This window comes from Mesorhizobium sp. M1E.F.Ca.ET.045.02.1.1 (assembly GCF_003952485.1).
Classification (GTDB): Bacteria; Pseudomonadota; Alphaproteobacteria; order Rhizobiales; family Rhizobiaceae; genus Mesorhizobium.
The window spans coordinates 6,693,746-6,718,811 of record NZ_CP034447.1; the positions used below are offsets into that span (position 1 = coordinate 6,693,746).

At 59.6% G+C, this 25,066-nt stretch carries 37 protein-coding genes, 1 tRNA gene and 2 pseudogenes; 17 read left to right on the top strand and 23 right to left on the bottom strand.

Annotation, left to right across the window (positions count from 1 at the left end; all coding sequences use genetic code 11):
• Positions 1–289: 289 nt before the first annotated feature.
• Positions 290–366 (top strand) — tRNA-Pro (locus EJ070_RS32790).
• Positions 367–639: 273 nt separating this feature from the next.
• On the opposite strand, the gene EJ070_RS32795 is transcribed toward EJ070_RS32790, so the two are convergent.
• The gene (locus tag EJ070_RS32795; RefSeq protein WP_126095048.1) at positions 640–849 is read right to left on the bottom strand and encodes a helix-turn-helix domain-containing protein; all 210 of its coding nucleotides are present in this window, start codon (positions 847–849) and stop codon (positions 640–642) included.
• Positions 850–1,181: 332 nt separating this feature from the next.
• Positions 1,182–1,403: a DUF6471 domain-containing protein gene (locus tag EJ070_RS32800; RefSeq protein ID WP_126095049.1), complete on the bottom strand. Its 222-nt coding sequence runs from the start codon at positions 1,401–1,403 to the stop codon at positions 1,182–1,184.
• Positions 1,404–1,819: 416 nt separating this feature from the next.
• On the opposite strand from EJ070_RS32800, the gene EJ070_RS32805 reads away from it, so the two are divergent.
• Together EJ070_RS32805 and EJ070_RS32810 are read left to right on the top strand one after the other, a co-directional pair.
• Complete coding sequence (locus EJ070_RS32805; protein ID WP_126095050.1) at positions 1,820–2,296, top strand: hypothetical protein; 477 nt, start codon at positions 1,820–1,822, stop codon at positions 2,294–2,296.
• 285 nt (positions 2,297–2,581) lie between these two features.
• Positions 2,582–3,607: a hypothetical protein gene (locus EJ070_RS32810; protein ID WP_126095051.1), complete on the top strand. Its 1,026-nt coding sequence runs from the start codon at positions 2,582–2,584 to the stop codon at positions 3,605–3,607.
• A 278-nt stretch (positions 3,608–3,885) separates the two neighbouring features.
• On the opposite strand, the gene EJ070_RS36545 is transcribed toward EJ070_RS32810, so the two are convergent.
• From EJ070_RS36545 to EJ070_RS32840, 8 genes and pseudogenes are all read right to left on the bottom strand, one after another.
• Complete coding sequence (locus EJ070_RS36545) at positions 3,886–4,032, bottom strand: hypothetical protein (protein WP_189350208.1); 147 nt, start codon at positions 4,030–4,032, stop codon at positions 3,886–3,888.
• 653 nt (positions 4,033–4,685) lie between these two features.
• Positions 4,686–4,817, bottom strand: coding sequence for a hypothetical protein (locus tag EJ070_RS37530; RefSeq protein WP_281059634.1), 132 nt, complete (start codon positions 4,815–4,817; stop codon positions 4,686–4,688).
• 623 nt (positions 4,818–5,440) lie between these two features.
• Positions 5,441–6,154 carry an ABC transporter ATP-binding protein gene (locus EJ070_RS32815; RefSeq protein ID WP_126095052.1) on the bottom strand — a complete coding sequence of 238 codons (714 nt, stop codon included), beginning with the start codon at positions 6,152–6,154 and terminating at the stop codon, positions 5,441–5,443.
• Positions 6,151–6,888 carry an ABC transporter ATP-binding protein gene (locus EJ070_RS32820; RefSeq protein ID WP_126095053.1) on the bottom strand — a complete coding sequence of 246 codons (738 nt, stop codon included), beginning with the start codon at positions 6,886–6,888 and terminating at the stop codon, positions 6,151–6,153. The genes EJ070_RS32815 and EJ070_RS32820 overlap by 4 nt, the downstream gene beginning before the upstream one ends.
• Entirely contained in the window at positions 6,885–7,877 is a 993-nt protein-coding gene (locus EJ070_RS32825; RefSeq protein WP_126095054.1) for a branched-chain amino acid ABC transporter permease, read from the bottom strand. Before EJ070_RS32825 ends, EJ070_RS32820 begins: the two co-directional genes overlap by 4 nt.
• Before the next feature lies 1 nt (position 7,878).
• Entirely contained in the window at positions 7,879–8,751 is an 873-nt protein-coding gene (locus EJ070_RS32830; RefSeq protein WP_126095055.1) for a branched-chain amino acid ABC transporter permease, read from the bottom strand.
• A gap of 159 nt (positions 8,752–8,910) precedes the next feature.
• Entirely contained in the window at positions 8,911–10,182 is a 1,272-nt protein-coding gene (locus tag EJ070_RS32835; RefSeq protein ID WP_126095056.1) for an ABC transporter substrate-binding protein, read from the bottom strand.
• A gap of 465 nt (positions 10,183–10,647) precedes the next feature.
• Positions 10,648–11,379: pseudogene (locus EJ070_RS32840) on the bottom strand (aldehyde dehydrogenase family protein); the annotation flags it as partial.
• Positions 11,380–11,635: 256 nt separating this feature from the next.
• Between EJ070_RS32840 and EJ070_RS32845 the strand changes: the two are divergent.
• The 3 genes from EJ070_RS32845 (at position 11,636) to EJ070_RS32855 (ending at position 13,401) form a co-directional block, all read left to right on the top strand.
• Entirely contained in the window at positions 11,636–11,839 is a 204-nt protein-coding gene (locus tag EJ070_RS32845) for a hypothetical protein (RefSeq protein WP_126095057.1), read from the top strand.
• A 185-nt stretch (positions 11,840–12,024) separates the two neighbouring features.
• Positions 12,025–12,771, top strand: a complete 747-nt coding sequence (locus EJ070_RS32850) for a DUF4336 domain-containing protein (RefSeq protein WP_126095058.1) — start codon at positions 12,025–12,027, stop codon at positions 12,769–12,771.
• Between the two features lie 381 nt (positions 12,772–13,152).
• The gene (locus EJ070_RS32855) at positions 13,153–13,401 is read left to right on the top strand and encodes a DUF982 domain-containing protein (RefSeq protein ID WP_126095059.1); all 249 of its coding nucleotides are present in this window, start codon (positions 13,153–13,155) and stop codon (positions 13,399–13,401) included.
• 345 nt (positions 13,402–13,746) lie between these two features.
• Here the strand turns inward: EJ070_RS32855 and EJ070_RS32860 are convergent, their stop codons facing one another.
• Complete coding sequence (locus EJ070_RS32860) at positions 13,747–14,463, bottom strand: NYN domain-containing protein (RefSeq protein WP_245464976.1); 717 nt, start codon at positions 14,461–14,463, stop codon at positions 13,747–13,749.
• Between EJ070_RS32860 and EJ070_RS37295 the strand changes: the two genes are divergently transcribed.
• The gene (locus EJ070_RS37295; protein WP_245464988.1) at positions 14,375–14,746 is read left to right on the top strand and encodes a hypothetical protein; all 372 of its coding nucleotides are present in this window, start codon (positions 14,375–14,377) and stop codon (positions 14,744–14,746) included. The two genes, EJ070_RS32860 and EJ070_RS37295, sit on opposite strands and share 89 nt — an antisense overlap.
• Here EJ070_RS37295 and EJ070_RS36550 read toward each other — a convergent pair.
• The 7 genes from EJ070_RS36550 to EJ070_RS32890 all read right to left on the bottom strand — a co-directional run bounded on the left by EJ070_RS36550 (position 14,696) and on the right by EJ070_RS32890 (position 16,855).
• Positions 14,696–14,851: a hypothetical protein gene (locus tag EJ070_RS36550; RefSeq protein ID WP_189350210.1), complete on the bottom strand. Its 156-nt coding sequence runs from the start codon at positions 14,849–14,851 to the stop codon at positions 14,696–14,698. The two genes, EJ070_RS37295 and EJ070_RS36550, sit on opposite strands and share 51 nt — an antisense overlap.
• A 124-nt stretch (positions 14,852–14,975) precedes the next feature.
• On the bottom strand, positions 14,976–15,200 hold the full coding sequence (locus tag EJ070_RS32865; protein ID WP_245464748.1) for a DUF982 domain-containing protein: 225 nt from the start codon (positions 15,198–15,200) through the stop codon (positions 14,976–14,978).
• Between the two features lie 109 nt (positions 15,201–15,309).
• Positions 15,310–15,585, bottom strand: a complete 276-nt coding sequence (locus EJ070_RS32870) for a DUF1488 domain-containing protein (protein WP_126095061.1) — start codon at positions 15,583–15,585, stop codon at positions 15,310–15,312.
• Positions 15,582–15,920: a hypothetical protein gene (locus EJ070_RS32875; RefSeq protein ID WP_245464749.1), complete on the bottom strand. Its 339-nt coding sequence runs from the start codon at positions 15,918–15,920 to the stop codon at positions 15,582–15,584. Before EJ070_RS32875 ends, EJ070_RS32870 begins: the two co-directional genes overlap by 4 nt.
• Complete coding sequence (locus EJ070_RS32880; RefSeq protein WP_126095062.1) at positions 15,905–16,147, bottom strand: hypothetical protein; 243 nt, start codon at positions 16,145–16,147, stop codon at positions 15,905–15,907. The genes EJ070_RS32875 and EJ070_RS32880 overlap by 16 nt, the downstream gene beginning before the upstream one ends.
• Before the next feature lie 88 nt (positions 16,148–16,235).
• A complete protein-coding gene (locus EJ070_RS32885; protein WP_126095063.1) occupies positions 16,236–16,595 on the bottom strand; it encodes a hypothetical protein in 360 nt (119 codons plus the stop codon).
• Positions 16,592–16,855: a hypothetical protein gene (locus EJ070_RS32890; protein ID WP_126095064.1), complete on the bottom strand. Its 264-nt coding sequence runs from the start codon at positions 16,853–16,855 to the stop codon at positions 16,592–16,594. Before EJ070_RS32890 ends, EJ070_RS32885 begins: the two co-directional genes overlap by 4 nt.
• Before the next feature lie 592 nt (positions 16,856–17,447).
• Here EJ070_RS32890 and EJ070_RS32895 point away from each other — a divergent pair.
• From EJ070_RS32895 to rpsU, 6 genes are all read left to right on the top strand, one after another.
• Positions 17,448–17,630: a hypothetical protein gene (locus EJ070_RS32895; RefSeq protein ID WP_126095065.1), complete on the top strand. Its 183-nt coding sequence runs from the start codon at positions 17,448–17,450 to the stop codon at positions 17,628–17,630.
• Positions 17,631–17,676: 46 nt separating this feature from the next.
• Entirely contained in the window at positions 17,677–17,868 is a 192-nt protein-coding gene (locus EJ070_RS32900; RefSeq protein WP_126095066.1) for a hypothetical protein, read from the top strand.
• A 104-nt stretch (positions 17,869–17,972) separates the two neighbouring features.
• Complete coding sequence (locus EJ070_RS32905) at positions 17,973–18,155, top strand: hypothetical protein (RefSeq protein ID WP_126095067.1); 183 nt, start codon at positions 17,973–17,975, stop codon at positions 18,153–18,155.
• Between the two features lie 127 nt (positions 18,156–18,282).
• Positions 18,283–18,501 (top strand): hypothetical protein, encoded by a 219-nt coding sequence (locus tag EJ070_RS32910; protein ID WP_126095068.1) that lies wholly within the window; start codon positions 18,283–18,285, stop codon positions 18,499–18,501.
• Positions 18,502–19,320: 819 nt separating this feature from the next.
• Positions 19,321–19,500, top strand: coding sequence for a hypothetical protein (locus tag EJ070_RS32915; protein WP_126095069.1), 180 nt, complete (start codon positions 19,321–19,323; stop codon positions 19,498–19,500).
• Positions 19,501–19,623: 123 nt separating this feature from the next.
• Positions 19,624–19,926, top strand: coding sequence for a 30S ribosomal protein S21 (gene rpsU, locus EJ070_RS32920; protein WP_126095070.1), 303 nt, complete (start codon positions 19,624–19,626; stop codon positions 19,924–19,926).
• 299 nt (positions 19,927–20,225) lie between these two features.
• On the opposite strand, the gene EJ070_RS32925 is transcribed toward rpsU, so the two are convergent.
• On the bottom strand, positions 20,226–20,537 hold the full coding sequence (locus EJ070_RS32925) for a hypothetical protein (RefSeq protein ID WP_126095071.1): 312 nt from the start codon (positions 20,535–20,537) through the stop codon (positions 20,226–20,228).
• 135 nt (positions 20,538–20,672) lie between these two features.
• Between EJ070_RS32925 and EJ070_RS32930 the strand changes: the two genes are divergently transcribed.
• Entirely contained in the window at positions 20,673–20,855 is a 183-nt protein-coding gene (locus EJ070_RS32930; protein WP_126095072.1) for a hypothetical protein, read from the top strand.
• 41 nt (positions 20,856–20,896) lie between these two features.
• On the opposite strand, the gene EJ070_RS32935 is transcribed toward EJ070_RS32930, so the two are convergent.
• Together EJ070_RS32935 and EJ070_RS32940 are read right to left on the bottom strand one after the other, a co-directional pair.
• Complete coding sequence (locus tag EJ070_RS32935; protein ID WP_126095073.1) at positions 20,897–21,094, bottom strand: hypothetical protein; 198 nt, start codon at positions 21,092–21,094, stop codon at positions 20,897–20,899.
• Positions 21,095–21,201: 107 nt separating this feature from the next.
• Entirely contained in the window at positions 21,202–21,411 is a 210-nt protein-coding gene (locus tag EJ070_RS32940; RefSeq protein ID WP_126095074.1) for a cold-shock protein, read from the bottom strand.
• A 745-nt stretch (positions 21,412–22,156) separates the two neighbouring features.
• Here EJ070_RS32940 and EJ070_RS32945 point away from each other — a divergent pair.
• Both EJ070_RS32945 and EJ070_RS32950 read left to right on the top strand, forming a co-directional pair.
• A complete protein-coding gene (locus EJ070_RS32945; RefSeq protein ID WP_126095075.1) occupies positions 22,157–22,432 on the top strand; it encodes a hypothetical protein in 276 nt (91 codons plus the stop codon).
• Positions 22,425–22,724, top strand: a complete 300-nt coding sequence (locus tag EJ070_RS32950) for a hypothetical protein (protein WP_126095076.1) — start codon at positions 22,425–22,427, stop codon at positions 22,722–22,724. Before EJ070_RS32945 ends, EJ070_RS32950 begins: the two co-directional genes overlap by 8 nt.
• Positions 22,725–23,063: 339 nt before the next feature.
• Here EJ070_RS32950 and EJ070_RS37300 read toward each other — a convergent pair.
• Both EJ070_RS37300 and EJ070_RS36690 read right to left on the bottom strand, forming a co-directional pair.
• Positions 23,064–23,297 (bottom strand): annotated as a pseudogene (locus EJ070_RS37300) (hypothetical protein); the annotation flags it as partial.
• Between the two features lie 81 nt (positions 23,298–23,378).
• Positions 23,379–23,615, bottom strand: coding sequence for a hypothetical protein (locus EJ070_RS36690; RefSeq protein WP_210211961.1), 237 nt, complete (start codon positions 23,613–23,615; stop codon positions 23,379–23,381).
• Between the two features lie 369 nt (positions 23,616–23,984).
• Between EJ070_RS36690 and EJ070_RS32965 the strand changes: the two genes are divergently transcribed.
• Positions 23,985–24,911, top strand: a complete 927-nt coding sequence (locus tag EJ070_RS32965; protein WP_126095077.1) for a patatin-like phospholipase family protein — start codon at positions 23,985–23,987, stop codon at positions 24,909–24,911.
• Positions 24,912–25,066: the final 155 nt, after the last annotated feature.

Below are 25,066 nucleotides of genomic sequence, written 5' to 3' on the forward strand. Positions count from 1 at the left end.
GATCTCGCTCGGGAGTTGATCGATATAAGTAGCATACCTGCTTTTAGGCGGTGTTTATCCGATTCGAAATCCGCGAAGGGCCAAGACACGGAGCGCAGCTATTGGGCCAAACTCCGAGCACGGGTTGGAGACCGGACCGATCGTACAAGCTTTTGGGTCTCTGTTGCCAGGCGGCGAAATCCGAAGCTTTCGAACCGCGTTTGGTGAAAGCAAAAGAAATGCGACACAAGTGCAGCCATTCCCGCTTGCAGGATCGGAAAGCGGCGGCTATAAGCCCGCCGTCTGGTCACGGAGTGTAGCGCAGTCTGGTAGCGCACATCGTTCGGGACGATGGGGTCGCAGGTTCAAATCCTGCCACTCCGACCAGAAAAAACAATGGGTTAGCGATTTGGTATTTCCGCTACCCCACAGATATCCCCACAGAATGGATCGACAGGCGTTTCCACTGCTCAGCACGGCGTCGCGACGCTGGCAGTCGATTGACTTGGAAGAGGACCGTAAGGGTCAGTCGGCTATTCGTCCGAAGTCTCCCGATGCAGACTGAGTGCGGTCGGGCAGCAACGGTCCATCGGCTGCGCAAGACGATTCGATCAACCTGCGACGGCAGCTGTCTGAGATCCGGCCGTAAGGACGGTGGCGTCAGCCCGATGATGTCGTCGTCGGCAGGGGTCTTCCTCCGGCTGAGGGGACGGCGTCGTCCTCTTCCTCACGTCGGCGCAAGATCGGCTCCTCAGGAAAGTGCGGTTCGCCATCAATGGTGATCGGATGCGGCAGGACGCCGTGCTCAGCCATTCGCAGCACGTCCTCTTTGAGCACCCCCAGCAAGTCGGCGACTTCTGTAACTGTCAAATATTTGCTTTCATTATGTTCGTCCGACCCGCATTCGGCCTCGCTACGACAAACTCGTCAAACCTTACTTGCGCGATACTATGGGATAAGACGGATTAATTTGCCTTCAGTCAGTTCGCATCCTTCGTATGTCGAGAGGCTCCTAATCCTGTCCCTCTACGATTCCAGTGGGCCTAGAGTGCCGATGAACGGCGCAGTCACCCTGGCGCCAACGCCTGGGCCGGCTCGCGCACCAGCGCCCATGGCTGCGACTGCCCTATGTGAATGAGCTGACAGGATGAAGGCACCGGAGGAGCGGTGTCCCATGCGCAGGCGCAATCCTGCTCACGAGGTCAGTCTAGGTTCAGCCTTTGCGAACCTATCGCCTTGAGGCACTGGGCGAAGAAAACGGCGGTGAAGCGTCCGCGTGACAACTTGTTGCGAATGTTGGGCACTTTCTCCTCTACGCCGATGGCAGCCAACTTATCGGCGAGGTCGGCGTAGCTGAGGCCCCGGAGCTTTAGCTCAGCCTTCAACACACCACTTATCAGCCGCTCCCACTCGGTTTCGGTCACCCAAACATTCTCCAGCAAAAAAATCTTGCGCGGCCCATTGAAGTCATCTTTTCGGTACTTATGTATCGCAGACAGTACTAACGCACTGTTTCTGATTAACGACTGCCTTTACAAAGGAACCCACGGCATGACCTTCGACCAAACAACGGCAAACGTGCTGACCGCTCTCCTTCAGGTGCTCTCCTCAGAGCTGGACCTGCATTAGGACGACGAGAATCCCCACGCCCTCAAGCCAACGATCGAAACCCTGCAACGTGCAGCAACCCTGATGGCGGACGCCGGCTACAAAGCCCCGGAAGTCTACCATCACATCGTGGGCCAATACGAACGGATGACTCGCTCCTAACATACATAGCGATCTGACAGCAGAAATCCACGGCGCCCAAGCTGCTCTCTCCACAGGACTTTTTTTAACAATGACTGAACCATTCGATCCTTCCATCTCGAGCTCTGACTATCTGGCTTTGGCGTGTGAGCGCCAGCGTGCCGGAACATCCAAGCTGATCGAGGAACTCGCGTGGATGCTGGACTGGGATGGCTACGACTGCGGCCTCAACAGGGAGCATGTCGCCATCCTGACAGATCCACCCAACTGGAGCGCCGCTGTGCGCGATGAGAACAGGAAACCCAGGGTCTTTCTGGACGCCCGGATCAACCAGAAGGGCAATGCGGAAATCAACTGGGCGCGAGGTGACCACAGCATCCTGTATGATGAAGACTTTCTTGCAAGGTATGCGGCCTCGGCCCGATCCTATGACTCGGTCCCGTCGCGGGGTCTTGGGGAGCTGATGTGGTGGAGGGGCTATGAGCAGCTGGTCAGCAATGTCACTATTCGGAAATCGTCGGCGGCCACGGCCTCAACGAGCTCGCGTCCTTTCTTGGCCGGCAGGTGACACTGGTCGGGGCTATGAGGCTCAGCTTCACTTACCAAGTTAACGGTGGCCTCGCCTCGGTTGACTTCGTGCCGACCATTCCGTTCGATCGCCTGCAGGAGATGATGCAGGAGCGCGGTAGGCGGACGGCGGCAAAGCTGAAAGAGGCACGGGGCCTACGCAAGGAGCGAGATGCGGACGGTTGGTCGCCGAAATGATCGCCGGCAAGGAGTATGTAACCTTGGCCGCCACTACACGCATGTTCTTAGCTTCGTTGGCCTCTCGGCTCATGGTTGCTCGACCTACGTGTCCTATGCTGTTTCGACGGTGAGCCTCGTTGAAAAGGCTCGCAAGGGCCCTGGCTGGCTGACGGTGGACAGGAGGTCGATCAACGTCTTCGGCCTCAGCCGAAACCGCATGATCGGATTCAGCCTCCTGACCGGGCCTGGATCCTATCGGTTGGAACTGGTGCCGGCGGAGCAAGGCGCTGAGGGAGACGCGCTTACGCTACTTCAAAACCTCATGCCGAAGGGCCAATTCGAGCGGCCGGCTCACGCCATCAAGGCAGCTAATCTCAGCCTTTGGCCAAAACTCTTCGGAGACCGTTTTGCGTTCCTGCAGATCGATGACGAGGACATGGCCGATTTGGTGGGGGACCACCTGTCCGAGGAGGATTCCTGGCTACGGGCGAGGCTGCTGGACCACCCAAAGCTCGCAATGAACATCCTTGCCGAAATCGACAAGCTGGCAGGCCCGTGGGGTGGCTGGCTCGCTCGCGGTACGGATTTCTTTTGGTTCTATGAAAATGGCAGGCGGCTGCCATTGCGGCTGGTGGGTGGCGAACTCATCAATGTGGCAACCCGAACGAAGGTGGCTCGCTTCGCTGCTCCCGATATCGTCGAGCAACTGGCAAACCGCAGCCTGGTCCCCAACCTGTTCCTCATGTTTCTAGTCTTGTCGATCTTGCCGGGCGTGCGCGCTCTAGGTGGGAGTCATCAGCCGGTCTATTTTCCCTTAATGCGCTACGTCTTGTACCGAGCGCTGGAAGCCGCCGGGGGGGATAGCGATCTTCGACACGCTCTCGCGACAGACGACATACCGGGCGCTTGGGGACATCGAGTAATTGAATGCGATGTCGACCCTTTCGAATTAATCCGAAATGAACGCACTTGCGAAACCAGCGATATCATCGACCGCTTCCGCAATATGCCTTTAACTGAAGCCTGTGGACGCATGACCAGCTTTGTTTCGGACACGTCGTGGCAAGAGCTTCACCGACGGTTGCAAGAGCAGGTGATCACCACGGCCGATACGGAATGGGCTTTTGCTTAAGCAGAGATGCGCCAAACGTCATATACCAGCGATGTATCGAACGTCTGATTGGGGCCGTTGAACGAGCCCGCTGCGCGAGATGGGCGCGTGTGGTGAGCAGGGATCACGAGCGGGAGGTCGCGCGCTCGCGTTGAGCGCCGTCCGGAGTCCCTTTCGACCGGGTGAGAAACTTCTGTTTGCTGCGGCCGGTGCCGGCCTGACCGGCGCAACGCTGAAGGTTGGCGTTTCGTCCAAGGCCTGCGCATTGCGATAGTGCTGCTTATCCTACCGCCCTGACACTAAGGAACTTCCAGCCGGCCATACCATTCTGCCTCAAACTCGCGCAGGATTGCCCGCGCCGCGAGCAGATCGTTGGCTTTTTGGTAGAGCTGATGGTCTGTGAGATTATTCAACTCGCGATCGGCGAAGCGATCAGCTTCGGCCATCCACTCGTCAACGTTACTCCAGAGCTTGCGTATCGTATCTCCCTCCTGCGGAAGGATGAACGATTAGCCCATCCTAATGTTCTATCTGACCGCCTCAGCTGCAGCTAACCCGCCTTAGATTCGGGCTTTCAAGGCGGCGCGTTCGGGCCTGAGCAGACAGTTGCTCACACGCAGAGGCCGATCGCCAACCCGCCATAGCGTTCCACGAGTTTCGCGATCCGTAGGCGAAGGGCGGAAAGAAGCGCCAGGACAACCACCAGTCGGACGGCCATTTGGGACGCTACCAGAACCTCGATCCGAATTTGACTAGCGACAGGTAGAAGAGCGGATTCCGGCGGCGCCCGCAAGGTGTCCTTCGTTCGCATGCTGCGCACATTAGCCATAGCGCATATACTATCAAACAACCGGTGCCCGTCCCCCGACCCACACCGGCCAGGCCCGGCAGAGTGCTGGCCTACCCCGCCAGTTTGCCGGGCCGCTATGGCTTGGCCTGCTCGTGAATCCGTAAGGCCAGGCCCCTTCATTCGCATGACGGAATGCTCTCCCGAGAGCTGATATAAATGCGCCCAGCCGGTGCGCGGTTTTGTTGGTAGTTCCAGCCACCGGTCGGCCCGGCGGGTCTTCCTGAACTGGCTTGCCGGGCCGCTCCCGCTTCAAGGCGTCCAGCCTTTGCGCTTGCTCGGCGTCACCGCATCGTTGCTGAAATGCAGGTTGCGGTCATCGCGGCCGGCGTCGCGGCATTCATGGCAATAGAGCACCATGCAAGCTTGGACGTGTTCCCGCAAGAACCGATTCCTGGAGAAAGCGCCTACCGCAAACTCGACAAACGTGACGCTCACAGCGCACGCGGCCTACATGACCGACGACGCCCATGAGGAGCTGTGGCGCAGGACACTTGCCGGGCTCGACGCATCAGCGACGGCTTCACCAGGTCCGTCAAACCTCAGCCAGAGACGAGGCGGCGGACCAAATCTGGCGCGCTCGTGACCTGCATTTTGCGGGACCAGGTGGGTAGACTGATGTTGAGCGTACGGGCGACTTCCTTGCCCGTGTGAGCCTTGATCAGCAAGGCGGCGACATCCCATCCGTCGCGTCAACGACATGCAGACGGAACGATCTTGCTTCGACGAACGCGTCGGTTCGTCGAATTCAATGCGTATCCTGGTGCGCATTCTGGGCGTATTAATCAAAGGGGCGAAGATATGGGACCGTCATTCCTTCCGATCCCCAGGGAGCAATATCAGACCATGACTTCGAGCCGGAACTGAGGAGAAAAATCCCGGGCAGACTTCTCACCGTTCGGCATCTCGACGCCTTCGATTACACCGTCTCGCGCACCTCGCCCCTTTGGCTTGAAAAGACTGCGTCGTTCCTAGACGACTGGGAAGATGACGTCAGCTTCGAGACTTCAGACTCCACCCATGTAAATGTCCATAATCTGACGGTCGTCGCGTACGTCTTGCGGGCTGCCCTCGAAGCGTTTCGAGCCGGCGGCCAAGATGTAGAGCTTGTCTGCGATCGGCATGGCTTCACGGATGTTCTGCTCGACCATCAATATGCCGATTCCTTGCTTCGTCAGCGTGGTGATGCGCTCCAGCGTCTCGATCACCATGGCCGGCGATAGGCCGGCGGAAGGCTCGTCGAGCAGGATAAAGCGCGGCTCCGAAACCAGCGCGCGGGCCAGCGACAGCATCGCCTGCTCGCCGCCCGACAACGCGCCGGCCGCCGTTTTGCGCCGCCGAGCCAGCGACGGATACTGGCCGATCAATGTCTCGATGCGCCTTTCCACCAGCCGCTTGTCGGCGATAGCGTAACCACCCATGCGCAGGTTCTCCATCACCGTCAGGCGCGGGAACACGCCGCCGCCCTGCGGCATCAGCACCAGCCCCTGCCGTACCACCTCGTGCACTGGCAGATTGGACAGCACGGTCTCGCCAAGGCGGGCGGCGCCGCTCCACACCGGCAGCGCCCCGGCGATGGCCTTTAGCAATGTGGATTTGCCGCAGCCGTTCGGCCCGAAGATGCAAGTGATTTTCCCGAGCTCGGCCGTTAACGAGATGCCATGAACGATCTCCTGTTTGCCGTAGCCGGTGACGATGTTCTCGGAGGCCAGCGTGCTCATTGCGGGCGCCCCAGGTAGGTTTGCATGACTTCAGAATTGCGCACGATGTCCTCGAAGGCGCCGCTGGTTACCACCCGTCCCGAATCCATGACGATGATTCGGTCGCAGACGTTGCGAACCATCTCCATGTCATGTTCGATGACGAGGAAGGACACGCCCTGTTCGCGGAGACGGGCAATCGCTTCCAGGATGATCTTGCGGATGTTGGGGTGGACTCCTGCCGTTACCTCGTCGAGCAGGATCAGCGATGCCTGCCGCATGACGGCGCGGCCAAATTCCAGCAGCTTCTGCTGACCACCGGACAAGTCCGAGGCGCGATTGTCGGCAACATGCTCGAGCCTGAGGAGGGAAAGGGTCTCGGCCGCGCGCTCGTGTGCGCCCTGCCAGTGACCTTCCGCCGCTGCCGCAAGAAGGTTCTCAGTCACCGTCATATTGTCGAACAGGGCCGGGATCTGGAAGGTACGGGCGAGGCCGAGCCGGGCGATCCTGTGCGCGCTCATTCCGGCGACGGCATGGCCGTCGAAGCGGATCTCGCCCTTGTCCGGCATCACCGCGCCGGAGACGAGGCTGAACAGCGTCGATTTTCCGCAGCCGTTGGGGCCGATGAGTCCGGCGATCTCGCGCCGCCCGACCGCCAGCTCGACGCCGTTGGCGGCCTTGATGCCGCCGAAATGCTTAAAGAGCCCACGCACGCTCAGGATCGGATCGGCTGCCGACTGCATCCCGCCGCTCATGGGTGCCCTCCCCCACCGCTGCCGGCCAGCTTGTCCAGGACCTTGTCCAGCGCGTCGTTCTTGCGCCTTGCGAACAGCCCGGCGATGCCGTTCGGCAGAAACAGCACCACCAAGACGATGGCGGTGCCGAGGATGGCGATGTAGAAGGCGGTGTCGCCCCAATACATCCAAATCAGCCGGTTCACGACGAACAACGCGACGCCGCCGATGGCCGGTCCCCACAGTGTGCCCAGGCCGCCCAGCAACACCATCACCACCATCTGGTCGGTGATGTCGCCGCCGAAAACAGACTTCGGATTGATGAAGGTGACCCAGTAAGCGAAGATGGCGCCGAAGACGGACGCCGTGACAGCGCTGAGCACGAAAGTCTGCAGCTTGACCAGGGCCGTGTTGATGCCCATCGCCTCTGCCGCTGGCTCGTGGTCGCGTAGCGCCTTCACCTTCAGCCCGAAGCGGGAACGCTCGAACAGCGCCCAGGTGAGGAAGTACGTCAGCGCGGCAGCACCGACCATGGCGAAATAGAAGAAGCGTTCGTTGAGATACGGGGGCAGTCCGATACCACCGATGCCGCCGGTGAAGTCCATCGCCGAAGCGAACTGGATCAGCACCTCGGCAAAGGCCCAGGTGGCGATGGCGAAGTAGGCGCCACGCAGCCTCAGTGTCGGTGCGCCGATGATGATCGCGCACAATGCGGTCACCACCATGCCGGCGGGAATGGTAGCCGAGAAAGGCAAGCCGAACGGATCGCCCATCAGGAACGCGGTCACATAGGCGCCGAGACCGAAAAAGGCCGACTGGCCGAAATTGATGTAGCCGGCATATCCGCCCAGCATATTCCATGAGCAAGCGAGCCCCGCCCACATCAGCGCGCCAGTGGCAATGCGCAGCCAGTAATTATTCACCGTCCAGGGCAGGACGCCTAGCACGACGATGATGATGGCGAGGAGAACGAGGCCTCGCCATTGCGGGTTGGTCGGTAACAGCGCCATATCAGAGTCCCCGCCGCAAGATCCCGCGCGGGGATATCAAAAGAACTAAAAACAGCGTGGTGAAGATCGCCAGCAGCGAATAGCTGGAACCGACATAGGTCGAGACGAAAGCTTCGATGACGCCCAGCAAAAGCGCCGCCACCAGCGCGCCCTCGACTGAACCCAGACCCGCAAGCACGGCCACGAAGAAGGCAAACAGTGTGTAGCGCAAGCCGACCTCAGGATTGACCGAATAGATCGCCCCCATCAGGACACCGGCCATGGCGGTGATGCCGGCATAGAGGCCATAGACATTGGCGCTCAAACGCCCGATGTTGACGCCCATCAGCGCGGCGTTGTGCCGGTTCTCGGCAGTCGCGCGGATCGCCAGTCCGTAGCGGGTGCGATAGAGAAACAGGAAGAGCCCGCCGGCGATCGCCGCGGCGAACACTGCCGCCACAACCCGGATCAACGGAACCGTGACCGGGCCGATCGCCAGGCTTTCGCCGCTCAGCGTGGTTGTGACGTTGCGGGTATTGAAGCCCCACGCTGTCAGCATGCCGCCGCGCAGTAGCGTGAACAAGCCGAAGCTGAGCGCCAGAGCCATCAACTCCGGCCGCGCCGTGCGGCTTTTACGAACATTGTAAAGCACCGGGCCGATCAGATAGCCGAGGGCACCGAACACGACGAAAGCCAGCGGGATCGCGATGAAGCCGTCGAGGCCGAGCCATGCGGTGATATAGTAGCCGAGATAGCCGCCCAGCACGACCCACCCGCCGACCGCGAAGTCGATGACGTGCAACACGCCGAAGGCGAGCTGGAAGGCGATGGTAAAGGTGGCGATGACACCGCCGATGAGAAGGCCATTCAGCAAGGTCTGGAGAAAAAGATCCAAGGCGGCATCCGTTTTTCGTCAGGGAACGGGAAGGTGGATTATTCTGGCAAGCCCGGATGGGCGAAGCGGAACGGTCCATCGTTTTAAAGCTATACGCAATCGGTGCCGCACCCATCGGCAGATGCGGGCGGCGAAACCGTCCGCATCTGCCCGGCACGCCTATTTCCAGGCCGGCAGTGGGTAGATGTAGTCGGCTGCCGCAGCCTCCTTCGGCCCGACCGCGACGGTCTTGCCGCCCTGGATCTGGACCAGGACAGGCACGGGCTGGATGTTGTCGTGGTAGTGCGGGCCGTCCTTCTCGAACTTGATCGGCCCGTAGAAGGTCTGGATGTCGGTTTCGGCGATAGCATCCTTCAACGCCACCCGGTTCTCCGGCGTCAGCGCCGGCTTCTTGCCCAAGCGCTTCAGCGCATCGCCCAGCACCAGACCGCTGGCCGCGCAGGCGGCGGCCGTATAGTCCGGCTCGCCTCCCAATTTCTTCTGCGCTATCTGGGCGAAGTCCTTGGCCGTGCCGAATACGTCGTCCTTGTAGGACACGGTAGGCAGCCATACCACCACGCCCGTCGTGCCGTCGGCATCGGCGCCGAGCGCCTGGGCGAAGGCCGGATTGGTGATGCCGTAGTGCATGATCAGCGCCTTCGGCCGGTAGTTCAGCGACTTCGAGGTCTTGACCACATTGATCAGTACCTCCTCATGGCCACCGACCGCGATGATGTCGGGATTGAGCGCCGCGATCTTGGAGATGACCGGCGTGAGGTCCCCTTCCGGCGGTACCAGCTCGTAGGTGGCCAGTTCGAGGCCGGCGGCCTTGGCGCCGTCGCGAAAACCTTCGCCCGTCTCCTTCGAGAACGGTTCGTTGACGCTAATCACAGCCACGGTCTTCGCGGCCGGTTTGGAAAGCTTCGCCAGCACGCCGAGCGACAGGCCCGAAGTTGTATCGACCGCCGGGATAATGCCGAAATTGAACTCAGGCCTCGCCTTCCAGACATTGGGCGATTCGGCCGAACCAGAGATCATTGGCACCTGGTACTTCTGGCAGATCGGCTGTACGGCAATGGTCGAGCCGCTGGTGTAGGGACCGAACAGCACATCGACCCCGTTTTGCACGATCAGCCGCTCGGCGGCGTCTGCACCGGTCGCTGGGCTGCTCTGGTCGTCGCCGTAGAACATCTCGACCTTGAAGCGGTCACCAGCTACCTCTACGCCGCCCTTGGCGTTGATCGCGTCCGCCCAAAGGTCATAGCCCTGTTTGGTCAGGTTGCCGCCAAGAATGTTCTCGCCCGAGAGCGAGGTAATCACGCCGGCCTTGAAGGTCGCGGCTTGGGCGCGCGCCGTTCGCACGAACGGCATGCCCAGTGCACCGGCCGTGACGGCCATGGCGCTGCCGCCAAGGAACCGACGGCGCGAGAAAGAACGGTCGATTGGAGCCATTTTGCAAATCCTCCCTTGCTTGTCATGGCGGTGATGCCGTTTTCGATAACTTTCCATCGATGGTCCAATTGGAAACTCGGTGGCACTTTTACTTCGTCTTGGGCAGCGCCCGGTCGCTCAGTGTCGAAGCCGGTTTCAAATGAAGACGACTCTCCTCATCGGCCAATCTCGCGAGCAGCTTGAATTCACACTCCCTTCATGCGGACGAGATCGATTTGACGTACACGGACTCCAGCCCGACAGGCCGATCGTGCGAGACCTAACTCGATCGCCGGTTCGCCAAATCCATATATAGCTCCCGACCTGGCAGTTCCCATATCTGAGCCGTCGCCTGGACAATTTTCTCCTCCTTGCAGTCTTTCTGTCAGGCGGCGGAATTTTGGGGCCATTTTGCTCGCAAATTTTGCCATATGTGAGCGCAGTGCCGGCCGTTTTCGATCCCAGTTGCCGGGTCTGGTCATGTCGCTACCAGTTGGTCGCGATGTATTTTGGTTGGAGATATTCAAGCAGGCCATGATGCCCTCCCTCCCGGCCGAGCCCGCTTTGCTTCATCCCTCCAAACGGCGCTGCCGGGTCCGAGACTACGCCCCGATTGATGCCGACCATCCCACTTTCGATACGTTCGGCGACGCTCAGGGCGCGCCTGAGATCACCACTGAAGACGTAGGATATGAGGCCATACTCGGTTTCGTTCGCTAGCCGTACAGCCTCGTCTTCCGTATCGAAGGGCGATACCGCTGCGACTGGTCCAAAGATCTCCTCCTTCGCAATATCGGAATCGTGAGATACGTCAGCAAGCACTGTAGGAGGATAGAAGAAGCCCTCGCCAGACCCCGGTTTACCGCCCGTTTCGATACGCGCCCCACGGGCAACGGCATCCTTCAATAAGCGATCGACCTTCTCCACCGCGGTCGCTGTAATAAGGTCCGAGCTGGGTCTTCGCTTCAAGACCCGGCCCCACTGAAAGCGACGACATTTCCTCGGTAAGGCGGCGGACAAATGCGTCGTAGATGCCGCGCTGGACATCGAAGCGATTCGCTGCAGTGCAGGCTTCTCCGCCGTTGCGCATCTTGGCGACCATGGCGCCGGCTATGGCATCCTCCAGATCCGCATCATCGAACACGATAAAAGGAGCGTTGCCACCGAGTTCCATCGACAACTGATGACCCGGTTGGCGGCCTCGCGCAGCAGGATCCGTTGCGGGCCGCCGCCACTACCAATTGATGGAACGCGGCGGGCGCCGCCGCCTCCAAAGACGACCCCACCGATTCCCGTCGGGCCGCCCGTAAATCAGCGCAAAACACGCGAACGATCCGGCGAGAGAACGGCGAGACTCTACTGCCCCATATTGAGCGCATCCGTAACAGCGGCCGATCGTCAGCAAACGACCTTGCCGCTCTCTGACCGGCAACCTTCGCCTTGTCCTGGCGTTGGGTTTGACGAGGCTAAACGCATGGGCAAGGAATATGCAAAGCGCGAAGGGTCGGATGGGTCGTGGGAAGTCTTTGATGTCGCCACCGGAGAGGTCGCAAAGCTAGGCGGTCTCGTTCTGTCGCACCTTGACTTAGCGGCTGCGACTGGTGCGCTCGACATGTTGCAAAATCAGGTGCTGCAAGAGAACGGTCAGTCGACACCAGACACCGACTCCAATTCCTGACAATTTCTAGGGAACCGATCGACAGCCTATGTTGCCGCACTTTTCATCGCAGCGGGCCAAATCTGGCTCGGTTGGAGAGCCTGCTGCAATATTCGAGAACGCAGCTGCGAGCTAATGCTGCACTGCGTTCACGACACCGCCGGAACAGGCCGGCGAGGGGATGCAATTGTTGGGTGGGGTCCGCAATGGCCGCATCACTCTATGAACCGATCAACATCTACAAAGCCGTCGGGCCGAACATCGGCATCGTTGACGGACCATTCGAGTACGTGATCATTGCCGGTGTCAGGCTTCCACTGCCGCACCCCACTCGGATGACGGTCGTCCGATTGTCCAACGGTGATCTGTTCCTTCATTCGCCCACTAAGTTCGATACCAAGCTGGCGACCGAGCTTGAGAGGCTTGGGAAGGTCCGCCACCTCATTTCTCCGAACCAGTTCCATTACGCTCACATAGGAGAGTGGGCGGAGGCGTTTCCCCAGGCGCTCACGTGGGCGTCGCCGGGTGTGCGCAAACGAGCGAAAGCACGGCATATCCGCGTTCGATTTGACCGCGACCTCAGGCAGACCCCGCCGGAGGAGTGGCGCACGGACATAGACCAGATGCTGTTTCCCGGTGGGTATTTTAAGGAGTTCATCTTCTTCCACAGGGAAACCCGAAGCCTCATCCTCGCGGACACGATCATCAACCTGGAACTGGACAAAATGGATGAGCCTTGGAGGACGGCCACGAAGCTTTCCGGCATGGCTTACCCGCACGGCCGGACATTCTTTGGAATGCGTCTGCCGCTCCTCTTCCAGCGCCATAGAGCGGCGGTCGTTGCCGAAAGAATTCGCTCTTGGCGCCCCCGGCGAGTCCTGTTGAGCCATGGGCGCTGTTTTGATGCAGATACCGACGAGATTATTCGCAGAATTTTTGGTGAGCGCTCCTGATGAACAAAGGGCAGCTTTCGGGTATCGGCGCCGCCCCGACTCATAACGACAATTGGGCGTTGCTGACTGGCAGTTTGGGGGCCGGCAGCGGACAGTCTGGTTCTGGGCCAGCCATCTGGAAAGGCGCCATTCTGGTAACGGCTCGCATCGCGGAAGGCGCGCCATCGCCTCCACTGTCGCTCCGCCGTGAACGTGCGCGAGATGAGGAAGTTTCCTTCTCTGCGAGCGCCAAGACGGCATGCCGTCTGCGCAAACAAGATCAAGCGTAGGGTTTCGTCGATCGAAGAGGAGAAGGTCGCGAACACCAAGAGCTCGGCTGGGAATTCCGAGCGAGATATAGAATTGCCTCGCTATCCGTGTGGCAATGCCCTATGGACAGCAATGCAAAATCCCAAATTCATTCAGCCGGTGACGGTTCGGGCCAGCACCCAAGACCCCGAGACGGTCATCACCGACGTCTATGAATGCTCGTCATTTCTGCTTCGGAAGCGGCCGGGCAAGCGTGGGCCGTCACATCGCGCCGCGCTCCAGGCCTGCCACGATGCCAGCGCGGACAAAAAGCCCATATCGAGCGTTCGGCGGGCGTTCGCTTTGGCGGCGCGCGAGGCTGGTATTCTGGTCGGGCAGTAAACGGAAGACGACCGTCTTCGTCAGGTCGTTGGCAGACAGGCCAAAGGACGTTCTAATGTCCAACCCGTCCCGGGCATTCTACACAAGCTCGAGCGGCGACCGCTGGCTGGTCGGGGTCGGCGAGCGCGACGAGATTTTCGTGAGGCATGAGCCAAACCGGGCCTCGGGCGGTCAACCTTCCGAGGTTGACATCGAGACGTTCATGGCCCGCGGACCTGGCTCACCCGAAGGCAAAGCCTTGATCGATCTGCTCGACCAACGGAACAGGACCGGGAGGACATGGAAAAGCTAGGCGGTCGATAGATAGCCAACCTGCAAGGGACTCCGTAACGTGCACCGTACCGATTAGGTCTTCCGCCCGCCCCTTCGCGCTGCCTCCGGTTTGATTCTGATGCGTAACGCTCCGCCCTCGGGACGGTCGATTTCGAATGCGTTCGTCTTGCGAACGAGATCGCTCAGCTTGCGAAAACCAAAGGTGCGCGGATCGAAGTCGGAAGCCAGATTGGCAAGCTGCGTGCCAACCGAACCGAGCGGAACCCAGCCATCCTCGCTTTCCATCTGCGCGATGATCTTCCGGATGATCGGCACGGCAGCTGAAGGCGGCTGCAATGGCTTCATGCTCGATACTGCCTCAGGTTCGTTCGCGGGCGCGGACGGCAGCAGGTTCTCGGTATAGACAAATCGCCGGCATGCCTGGCGGAAACTCTCCGGTGTCTTCTGCTCCCCGAAGCCGAACACGTCGATGCCCTGCTCGCGGATGCGGGCCGCGAGCCGGGTGAAATCGCTGTCGGAGGAAACCAGGCAGAAACCGTCGAACCGGCCGCTATGCAGCAGATCCATCGCGTCGATGACGAGCGTGATGTCCGAGGCGTTCTTGCCTGTCGTGTAGGCGAACTGCTGCTGGGGTATGATGGCGTGCTTCGAAAGGACGTCTGCCCACGCTTTCGAGCGCGAGCTGGAAAAATCGCCATAGATGCGACGCACGCTGGCCTCGCCAATCTTGGCGATCTCCTCGAACAGCCCGTCGGCAATCTTTGCCGAGGCATTGTCGGCATCGATCAGAACGGCAAGGCGCGGCGACCGAGGTTCGGAAGGCGTCATAGGGCTTTCCTTAGCGCTGTTCATGCCACCTGAAGTTCTTGCTTTCAATGTCAATGATGTCGCCGCAGTTCGAGCATTCCATCTGGGTGTGAGTACGAATCCAGCCGACGAGCGTCTTTGCCTGATGATGGCAACGGGGACATTCTACGTCGATTTCGAAGTTGTCTGTCTCGCGCTCTGTCATCGCCATGCCTTAGCTTTCATCAGCAGCGGGCATCTGCGCTTCCTTCTTTTCTACGGATGAAGGTTTCTCCTTTGCAGCTTTCCCCGCAAGCTTGGCTTCTTTCTTGGCCGCCTTGGCCCTGTCTCGTTGACTCCGCTCGTATCGATAATTCGGCTTCATCGCCATTCGAACTCTCCGTATGCAGGTATGGTGGTCTCGCTAAGCAAAAATGCTCGCTGAGATTTGGAATGGTGGATCGCAATCCGGCCAGCGCACGTGGCTAAAAACCGCGCAGTCGCTTGTCGCAAGCTCAGCAAATCTCAACCGTGCGATCGTAGCTGGTCCCCGCACCCTTAAGCGTGGTGAGGAATGCGACACTCGCGTCATCGGCAACACTATCTTCGGCGCAGCACTTCATTGCGTCCGTCCAAGCCAGGCTGTCGTTTCCAGGCCAATGGTCAAACAGGAAATCGGATGCCTGTGCGACGGACTCAATGAGAATGAAGCCGATCGGGCCGGCGATGTAGACAACCACGGGAACCCGGATTTTTTGCCAGCCATCTTGCACCCTACGCCCGATTGCGTGGAAAGACGAGCGTGGTAGGCATATTATTCAACCCGCCTTGATCGCATTCCGGATGCGGCTACCGGAAATCGGCGGCGGTCAAAGTATAGGAGTCGCGGCGGCTGCGGGCATAGACCTTGCCGGCCACATCCTGAATGGAGGTCCGTAAGGCGTCAAATGCCGAAAGACAGGCTGTCTCGGTGCTTACCTTCCCACCCAGGGCAACGCCGGATTTGGCCAGCGCCTCTGCCTCGATGAAGAAACGGATTTGAAACATGCCGTCATGGCCGATGAAGCAGACGGCATTGCGCGCTTCATCGAAGCTACGGCTGGGATTGGGGAAGGCTAGAGTCATGATTGGCCTCCCGATATTTCGGGAACGCCAACAAGAACTGACCGCGCGGCGATCCTCTCCTTGCGGCGCTCGCTGTTGCGAAGGTTGAGGGACAGCATGCTTTCGTTCGCTTCCGAACGGCTGAGCCCGATCATGAAAGCGCCGTCCACATACGCCGGGATGCCGGTGAAGACGTGATAGACGGTCCAGGAACGATCGGGCTCGACCCGGCGGCCATATTGATGGTCCCTAAAGGCGCATGCCTGCGCGCCGCCTGCATCTTCCCGGCCCGGATGTGCCCAGGCGTTGCGCGCGACATGGGTGGGATGGTTGCTGGCGTTCATGATGTCGGCCATTTGTCTGTGCCCGCCTGCGCGGCAATGACGCTGGAATAGATCGTCGGGCCGTCGGCGTCGGCGATTGCGACGGCATCCGGCCACTGTGGCATGTTCAGCGTCCTTGCCAGAAGCCGCGCGATCTCGATCGCCGCGTCGAGGTCGGCCGCGTCTACGGTCACACGGCCGACGACGGCGTGCGCGTCGTCGGCAACGCGCGTGCGATAGAATTCGATCACGACCTTCATCCGAGCCTGTCGCGCGCAAACATCCTGCCGTCAGCCTTTGCTCTTGCTTTGGGTGCCGCCGGCGCCCTTGATTTGGCCGAACGCACTCTCAGGCTTCACCGGAAGCTCCTCCTGCTTCGGCTTCCTGATCTCTCTGTTCGAGCGTTTCTGTCCCTTGGCCATGTCCGAATGTCCTTTCGATGAGCATTATGCCGCCGTCCGACGCTTCGTCGACCGGCTCCAGCCTGTCCTCCGTCACCACCCGCTCGTGCGGTTCGGCGTCGCTGCGAATGCGGTATTGCGGCGAGTTTCCCCTCGGCGGCAGGGTACGGGTGATGCGGTAGATTTCGCCGGTATTCGGACCGAGGCCGAGACCGCCCTTCAGCCGGACCGCCTGTCCGATGTCAAAAAGACGTGCCGGGGCTCCGTGCTGGATGGGGCGTGCGTTGCGTTGCATGAGGGTGGTCATGGTTGTCTCCGGTCCTTGTCGAGCGCCGCCTCGAGTGAGGCCGGTTCGATTGGCACCAATTGCTGCGTGGACCCCTTCGCGGAGATCGCTGGCAGGTGAATGAACGTGGCCACGCGGCGCCATGCGGTGCAGGAAGCCCCTTCGAGAGACTCCTCATCGAGATCGACGCGATACTCTCCGGCCGGCTGCGGCGCATCGAAACCCGGCAGCATAAACGCCGCATTGAAGCGAACGATGGTCGGCGTGGTGCGAGTGGTCACTTGCGGCTTTCTGCGGAAGCGCGCATGCGCCTTCCGCTTCAATTCGAAGTCGAACCCGCGAAACAATGTCCGATGCCGCCAGTACATCCGTGGTCAGCGCTAGCATCATTTCAGGGTTCGAACGAAGCGAGACGCCGCGCCGGGAGCGGCGCAATGCATTCACTATCGAAAATTCGGAGGCGGATGGCGAGGATTCACTATGACGAAAGCCACCTCGACCAAATCAACGAATTTTATATATGCGCCCCAATTGCGCTGCGAACAAGGCGGTGGCGGCGTTTTATTTTTCTTGGTTAAATAAAAAAGCCAAACACAGGGTCAAGAAATCGGCAGGAATTCACCTCATCCAGGGCGATATTTTCTGAGTCTCGCAATTATTCCGACCGATAACTTAGCGGGCGTGGCAAATAATTTCGGTGCTCCTATCTATCGCGAGGCAAGCGGTTTATAGAAGGATATGCACACCCGTTCCGCCACAAGAAAGAAGTTGCCCCTGAAGCTTAGTCGCCCGATAGCCATGCCGACCGTGAAGCTTGGCATCCCGAGCATATCCGGGGTCGTGTCCGTGCGTGAACCGCCTCGGATGTTCGGTATGCTTGCCACGAAGGCGCCGCTCGTTGTCACGGCGGGGCGGGCTAGCGCGAATGGGATTGAGAACGTGGCGACGCGCATGGGGGCGGCGTTCTCTTCATACGGTCAACTCGCCTTGAAGATATATGTCGCGCTCTGGATCGTCGCTCTGCTGGCCCCGGTTTTCGTCAGCATAAAAGCCTGAACCCGGTCGGCATTCGTCGAGAGGCGAAAACGAGAAAGATGCGAGCATGGCAAACCGCTACGCGCTGCGGATGGACGAGCCGAATAGCTGGACCGTTTTCGACATCTTCGCCGGCCAACCTGCCAAGTTCGAGAAGAAGATGATGGTCGGGATCAAGACGCGCCGGGCGGAAAAGATTGTTGGCGAACTGAACATTCAGGACGCCAAGCGGCGGGAAGAGGCCGGCCGGGAATCCTGATTGGCAAGGCCGATATTGCGGTTCAGCGCTCCTGGCCCGGTCATGGAGCAATCGCCGAATGTCGACTGCCTCCTGCAGTCATTTCGCTTGAAAGGATAATACCCATGAGAACCATGAAAACACCAGATGCCCCGCCCATCATGATCGTGGCCGTCGCCAAATCATCCAAGATTATGTCGGCGCGGCTGACGATCAGAACGGACGAGGCAGCAAGGCGCAGGATCGCCGACACCGACGGCACTCTAAGGCGGGCACGCGAACTCGCGGAACGTAACCGCCTGATTTGAACCAGGCCTTCGTTGGCCAAAAGGTGTCTACCGCAACAACCGCCATCGTGATTAGAGCCGAAAACTGCATTTCCCAGCGAGGCAAGGTTGGGGTTCAGGGGATCGGCTGACGAGTGGGAAAGTGACAATGGCAACTGTCGAATTGATAACAGTTGAGGAGCGGCCCGGTGGCCAGCTTCTATTTAATGTTCGCGTGACCTCACCCGCTGGCAAAATTGAACTGCCGATCGCCATCGAGGGCCAAGGATCTGTCGCTTCGAATGAAACGACGGTTCTTCAGTTGGCGCTTGGTTTTGCCAAAGACCTAGAGGCTTCGGTCCGGCTTCGTCTTGGAGCGGAGCAATAGGGGTCTTTAGCAGCGACGAGTCACTGTGCCAATGATCTGGTCCCGACACGATGCAAGACCTGGCAGGTTGCTCTGGGCTAGAAAGCCGACCGTTCATCCAGCGACCGATTTGCGCCCGGGCGCTTCGTCGGGAACCGGCGTCAAGTGTCGACGGCGTGGGCTCCGATAGTGGAGGAACCAACATCATTAGCATCATCGGCAAGACGGTGGCCGTCCAGAACGCCGCCTGTCGCTTTTTTGTCGGCAGCAGCGGCTTCCAAGACTAACGCCGACCGAAGCCTTGGCCCTGCTTTCGGATCCCACGCCCGCCGAGGCGTGGCTTGAAGCAATAGGAACTGCTCCGCCAGGTGGCCATCGGGCTGTTGACGTTGGCCCTGTCGCAACCACCTTGGTCAGGACATAGTTGAGTCCTTCAAGGCATCTCGGGTTTGCATTCCTTGCTTTGCCAACCTTTAGTCCACGTGCCGTGTGCCAGCTGCCTGATGAGGATGAGCGCATCCTCCAAAAGCGCAGCAAGAGCATTGCAGCAAGAGTGTTGAAGAGTTGCGCACTCGCATTGCAGGTCCAGCTTTTGAACCATTCGGCGCATTCGGGCGTTGGGGGGCATGTCAGCCCACGACAACAGCCGTGACAGCTATCTGCGAAGCATTCGCCGCGCTCGACGTCGCGCCGAGTTACGCTCTGATGAGACACAGCACCTCATCGATGAAAGCCGTCGCCTGATCGAACAATCCCACCAGATTCTAAAGCGGGTCAAATCAGGCAAGAACCCTCGGTCAGGGCATCTGACAAGAACTGACTCGTGCGAAGGCCCATCCCATGGCCGAGACCAAGCGAGAGCGCGAACTGCAATTGCAGGCAGCGAAGGAATTTCGGGTGCAGTTCCTTATGAAGGAAACGGGCATTACCGAGGCCCAGGCTCGTGAACTTGTCGGTATGATCGGCTTAGATGCGAGCTCGCTTCTTCGCGAGGCGCGTCTTCTGAGGAAGAAGAAGTAGCATGCACAGGCCCCGGTGGAGGTCGTCTTTCCTGTGAGAAGGACTATGGTGCGCGTTTCACGGTTCGCCAGGTTGGCAGACCGCAACGCCCGTGCAAAGCGACGGGACAGCAAGGGAGATGCAATGCAGGTACTCGTACGCGACAACAATATCGAACAGGCCCTTCGGGTCTTGAAGAGGAAAATGCAGCGTGAAGGCATCTTTCGTGAGATGAAGGCTCGCCGGGCCTATGAGAAGCCCTCCGAGAGAAAGACTAGGCAACGAGCCGAAGCCATCAGACGAGCACATAAGCTGGCCAGGAAGCGCGCACAGAGAGAAGGCCTGCTGCCTCAGCCAAAAGGAAAAGGTCCGCTACCGCGCCGGCCCGCGCCGGGGGCGCAACGAACTGTCGAAAGTGGAGGCAGCTTTAGGCCGTCGTCCGCGTGAGCGGCGGGATGCCACCGGTTCTCCGCACTTGTTTGCCGACTGCGGAGGGCGCTTCTCTCGCCCCGCTGTATCAGCGTCATGGATCGCGGGGGGGCGTGTCCGGCCGGGCATTCGGAAATTCCTGCTCTCGATGTCGATCACCTGCCCGCAACCGGGACATTCGAGCTGTACGTGCCTGCGAATCCAGCCGATGCTTTTCCTGATCTCATAGTCGCAGGCAGGACAGATGATCCCGATCTCGTCGTCTTCGTAGTCGCTGGCCGGCATATAAGTCTGGCTCCGGTCGGCGGGCTTTTTTGTCAGTTCAGCCTGGGCCGTTCCTCGTTGACGTAGCGAGAAAGGAAGCTCGCGATGTTCATGCAGAGTTGGACATCCGGCTTGACCTGCAAAGGGGGTGCGGCCGGGTCGTTCACAGTGCCGAGTATTGGCACCAGAAAGAAGTCGTCATAGCGCTGTCCGTCGGTGGTGACGACAAACGTAAAGCCAGCGAACTCGGCGTTCAGGCCGGCCTCGATCCTCATCAGCATCACTAGGTTGTCGAACTTGGCACCATGCGGCGGTACTACCAGAAAATGCCGACAAGGCCCCGGCTTGGATGCTGCTGGTTTCATGTGTAGCGGCCCCCCTTAAAACGGGCACGCTAGGTCTGCCACGCTCACAAGGCAAATCACGTCTTGCCCCGGATTGAGCCACAGTGAATTCCCAGTCACTATCCACAGTCCTCATTTGCCGTATATGTTCGCCCGATGGTGGCAGAGCGTTACGATATCGAAAGCGACCCGGACGGCACCTTTTCGGTGATCGACGTTATGACCGGGCTTCCCTACGAGATCTGCGGCCTCCTGCTCGAAAGCATGCCTTTCTGGCTGGCGCTCGACTTGGCCGATTTCCTGAATGACATGGACCGTCAGAGGAAACGCCCCCACTAACGCCGACTCGGCTTCCATAGGTGGGAGCGCTAAAGCGCCGATTAGCGCTTCTTCGGCGGGGTCTTCGGCTCGGCTGTTTCTTTAGCAAGCCGCGCACGTCGCAAACGTTCGGTTTTCGCCTCCCTCGCTGCGGCCTCCTTCTCAATGATCACCTTGGCTGCCCTGGTTGTGGCGTCCTGCTTCACCTCGCCGGGAGAAGCTTTGGGCTTAAAAACGCCATTCGGAATCGAGGGGGGCATAATAACTCCTTACAACGAAAAAGGCCGGGACATGCCCGACCTTCCACTGTTCGCCTCAATGGCCGCTGCCAATACATCCGTGGTCAATGGCCATGGGACGCACAGCGTCAAGCTGCCTGGATGTTCTCCGCAGAACTCTTGCCTTTGCGTGCATCTTTGACGATGTCGAAGCTCACCTTCTGGCCCTCGACGAGGGACCGCATTCCGGCGCGCTCCACAGCAGAAATATGGACAAACACGTCCGGCTGCCCATTGCCCACTTCGATGAAGCCGAAGCCTTTGGTGGCGTTGAAGAACTTCACTGTCCCAGTAGCCATACGATTTCCTTTCAAATCGATGCAAATCATCGCGTTTGGCCGCCTGACCAAACGTCCCAGTTTTTCGAAATTGAGAGAAAATCGTCAGGGCGCCAATGCGCGAAAACAACGTTCGTTCAACAAGATCGACGCTCGAAACATAGCGCCTTTTTTTCCTGCGGCAAGGTCGTCGGCGCGCTGGTGCTGCGCTGAAAGAAAGACTCGCCGGGCGAGGAACCCCAAGCACCTCAAGCCCGGCGAGAGCTTATTTCCTGATCCCCCGATCAGGACCCGGTGGGAGGATTAGCACCGGCAATCTCTTCAGTTGCAAGGCGGGTGCCAGCATTTTGGTGCCGAAACGGGACATTGGCAAACCCAGGCCAGTACAAGACCAGGCCAGCGCGCGCTGGTTATCCAAAACAGCGCATCTTGCCCTACGGCGCGGCGGCCGGCGCTTCTAAGTTCGGCCTCGGCGCTAGATGAGCCCGGCTTGCTTTTGGGGTTATGATTGAGGTTCGCAAGCCGGGCTATGCGCCGACTGATGGGCGGGGGCTTGGGGTTTATCAGCCGGCGCGATCGGGAGACTGTCTGATTTGCCAGCAGGCCCGCAAATCGACCGAGGTTCAGACTTCCAAGCGCATTGGTCCGAATAAACGAAGCATATAGCCCCTTATTCCATTGAGACGGCGGCCTGCCCTTGGCAAATGCCAGGCGATCAGGAATATAATCCTCCCTGGTGCGGCGACCTCATTTTCGGAGATCGCCAATGACAATGAAATTCCCCTTCGTAGAAAACACGCTTGGCAAGAAGCTGGAGGCTGGCACAGGTCTCTCGGTCGACTGCTTGACCTGCAAGCGAAAAGCTCATTTAGACGTCGCCGAGCTGGTGAAGCGGCTCGGGCCGGACCATGGGTGCTTGCACTGGGATCTGATCGAAATCATCTACTGTCACGAGTGCCGAAACGCCGGCCGCGACGATCGAAACCTACAATTCACGAATCATGCGGTGACGCCAGACAAGCGGAGGAGACCCGATGCGTGACGATGAGCTTACCGAACGACCTAGCCGCGGCTGGACGCCATGGAAGGAAGGCAACGGCGAGGCCGACATCGACAAGGTCTGGTGGGCGGCCAGGTGCCCGCATTTTCCCAAGCTCAACGTGTCAGTGTGGTTTGACGGGTCCGACATGGTCGGGCTAGCGCACTGGGGCTACAGGCGCGAGAAATGGTGCATGCGGCTGACGCCGAAGGACTGGCAACCATTGCCCGACGTCTACCGGCTCGAGCGGGAGCGTGGCAGCAGGAAGCGCTCAATCGCTGGAGGGCAGAAGTGAGCGCGCCGCACTTTGATCCGTTTGATAGAAAGCGGTGATCTGAAGCCGAGCCGAGTTTTGTCATAACTTGGGGCCGCTTGGATTTGCGGACGATCAGAAAGTCAAAACGAAGGAGCCAATACAGGATATGTCCGCTTTCCGGAGCTGTTCAAACTTGCTTGAGCGTCCGAAATTGGGCGCCAAGCTGCCTGTGGCCTCTGCAATAGCGATGACCGCTTTTGGTGAATGGGCGGGATCGTAGGAAAGACTGCCATGAGGCGCAAACCACCCGTTTTCAAATCGATCTCGCTGTCGCACACGCCCGATAAGTGGCGGGGCCGAAGCCCCGCCCTCGGCGGCTCATCCGAGAGCCGCCATCTGCAGCTCGGCCGCCTTCCGGTCGACCGTCTTGCCAGGATTCTCGATCGCGCGCTCGAAGGGCTTCCAGGCCTCGCCGACGACCTGCTCGTATGCGGTGACGGCACCCTCCGCGGCCATGCGCAAGGCGTGGGACTGGAGCGCCATGTCGGCGGCGAACTCTCGCTTGCGCTGGGCGGCGCTGTCGAAGCCGACGGGTCCATCGACATCTTCATCTGCCAATCCAACGACCACATGCTGACGTGTCACCGCCACAACCACGATTGCCGCAATGGTCGCCTTGCGTGATCGCCGCCGCTAGCCACGTCGAGCGTATCCGGCGTCCCACCGAATAGCGGCACCGCAAGACTCGCTCGCGCATGTCAGCCGTTTTTGCCGTGCCGATCGAGGTTTCTGGCGATCGCCTGATCCTGGCGCACCAGCTTCCTTGTGAAGGACGCCGAGATCAAATGCGGTGAGCGCGACAACGAGGCCGAGAAAGGCCAGCCAGAACCAGGCAGGCGTGCCAAGCCAGTCGACGAAGAAAAAATCCATGGTATCGCTCCTCTTGATCACTGATGATCGGAGCGATCGTACGTGCCTGTTGCGTCGAGTGCCGGACTGTCAAGGCATCGGATCGTTCCGATGCGGTCCGACATCACGGAGCTTCACCAGCGTCCGCCAGAGGGCCCGGTCCGCAACCTGCCAATTAGTCATGGGTGCGGGTCGGATCAACGGCAATCACGGATTTTTCCAGTGAATGTATGCGGCGCGTCGGCGCAAAGTTTTCGCCACCGGCTGTCGATGGCATTGCCCATCAAGCAAGAAATTCCTGGCAAACGCGCTTGACTCCGATTGTGACCAGCCGGAGCCTCCCTTTCAAACGCTGAGAATAGGTTAGATTGCACGGCGAGGGCTTAATAGATGGCTCCCCACAAAATAGGTTTGGCACTCGGAGGCGGCGCGGCGCGCGGCTGGTCGCACATTGGCGTCATCGAAGCACTGCTCGAAGCCGGTATCGAGCCGATGGCCATCGCCGGCACCTCCATGGGAGCGCTGGTGGGCGGGGCCTTTGCGGCCGGCAGGTTCGACGTTTTGCGCAGATGGGCCGAAGCAGTGGATCGACGTACGATCATGTCGCTTCTCGACATCAGTCTCAAAAGGGGCGGCCTCATCGAGGGACAGCGGGTCCAGAACCTCTTGGAGGAATTGGGAATAGACCAGCCGATCGAATCCTTTTCTGTCGCCTTCGTGGCGATCGCAACTGACCTAGCCGACGGGCGCGAGATCTGGTTGGAGAAAGGATCAGTTGCTGGAGCAATACGGGCCTCCATCTCCATGCCGGGTATTCTCAGCCCGGTGCTGTTCGACGATCGGTGGCTCGTCGATGGAGGGCTGGTCAACCAAGTTCCAGTCTCTGCCTGCCGCGCGCTCGGTGCGGACTTTATCATCGCCGTTAGTGTCAGTGAGGGCCTTCTCGGGCGGCGGAGGGAGAAGCTGCGCGCTGGTCTCGGCATCGACGGGGAGGCCGTACGTGCGGCGCGGGTAGCTCAGCTGCTGGGCCAGATACCAGCCGCCATGCGCAACCCTGCAGAACGCATCTTGCCCTACCTCGTAAAGGGCGATCCCCAATCCCCCGGCTATTTCGACGTACTCGTCAACGCGCTTAATATCATGCAGGAGAGGATCACCCGCTCGCGCTTAGCCGGCGAGCCGCCGCACGTGCTGATCGCTCCAGCTGTTACCTCGATCAACCTTATGGATTTCGACCGAGCGAAAGAAGCCATTGATGCTGGGCGTGCCGCAGCCGAAAAGCTGATTGATACGATTAGGGACAAGCTGTCGCGCTAAAGAACGCCTGGTCGAGCATCAATCGACATAAAACGCCGCCAAATGTGAAGCGCTGCTGGACAATTATGCCAACAGGTGTTGGGCTGGTCACTGAACCTGGGCACGATCGCCGGCACGACCATCCGCATGCACTTCACCTTCTTGGTTCTGCTGGT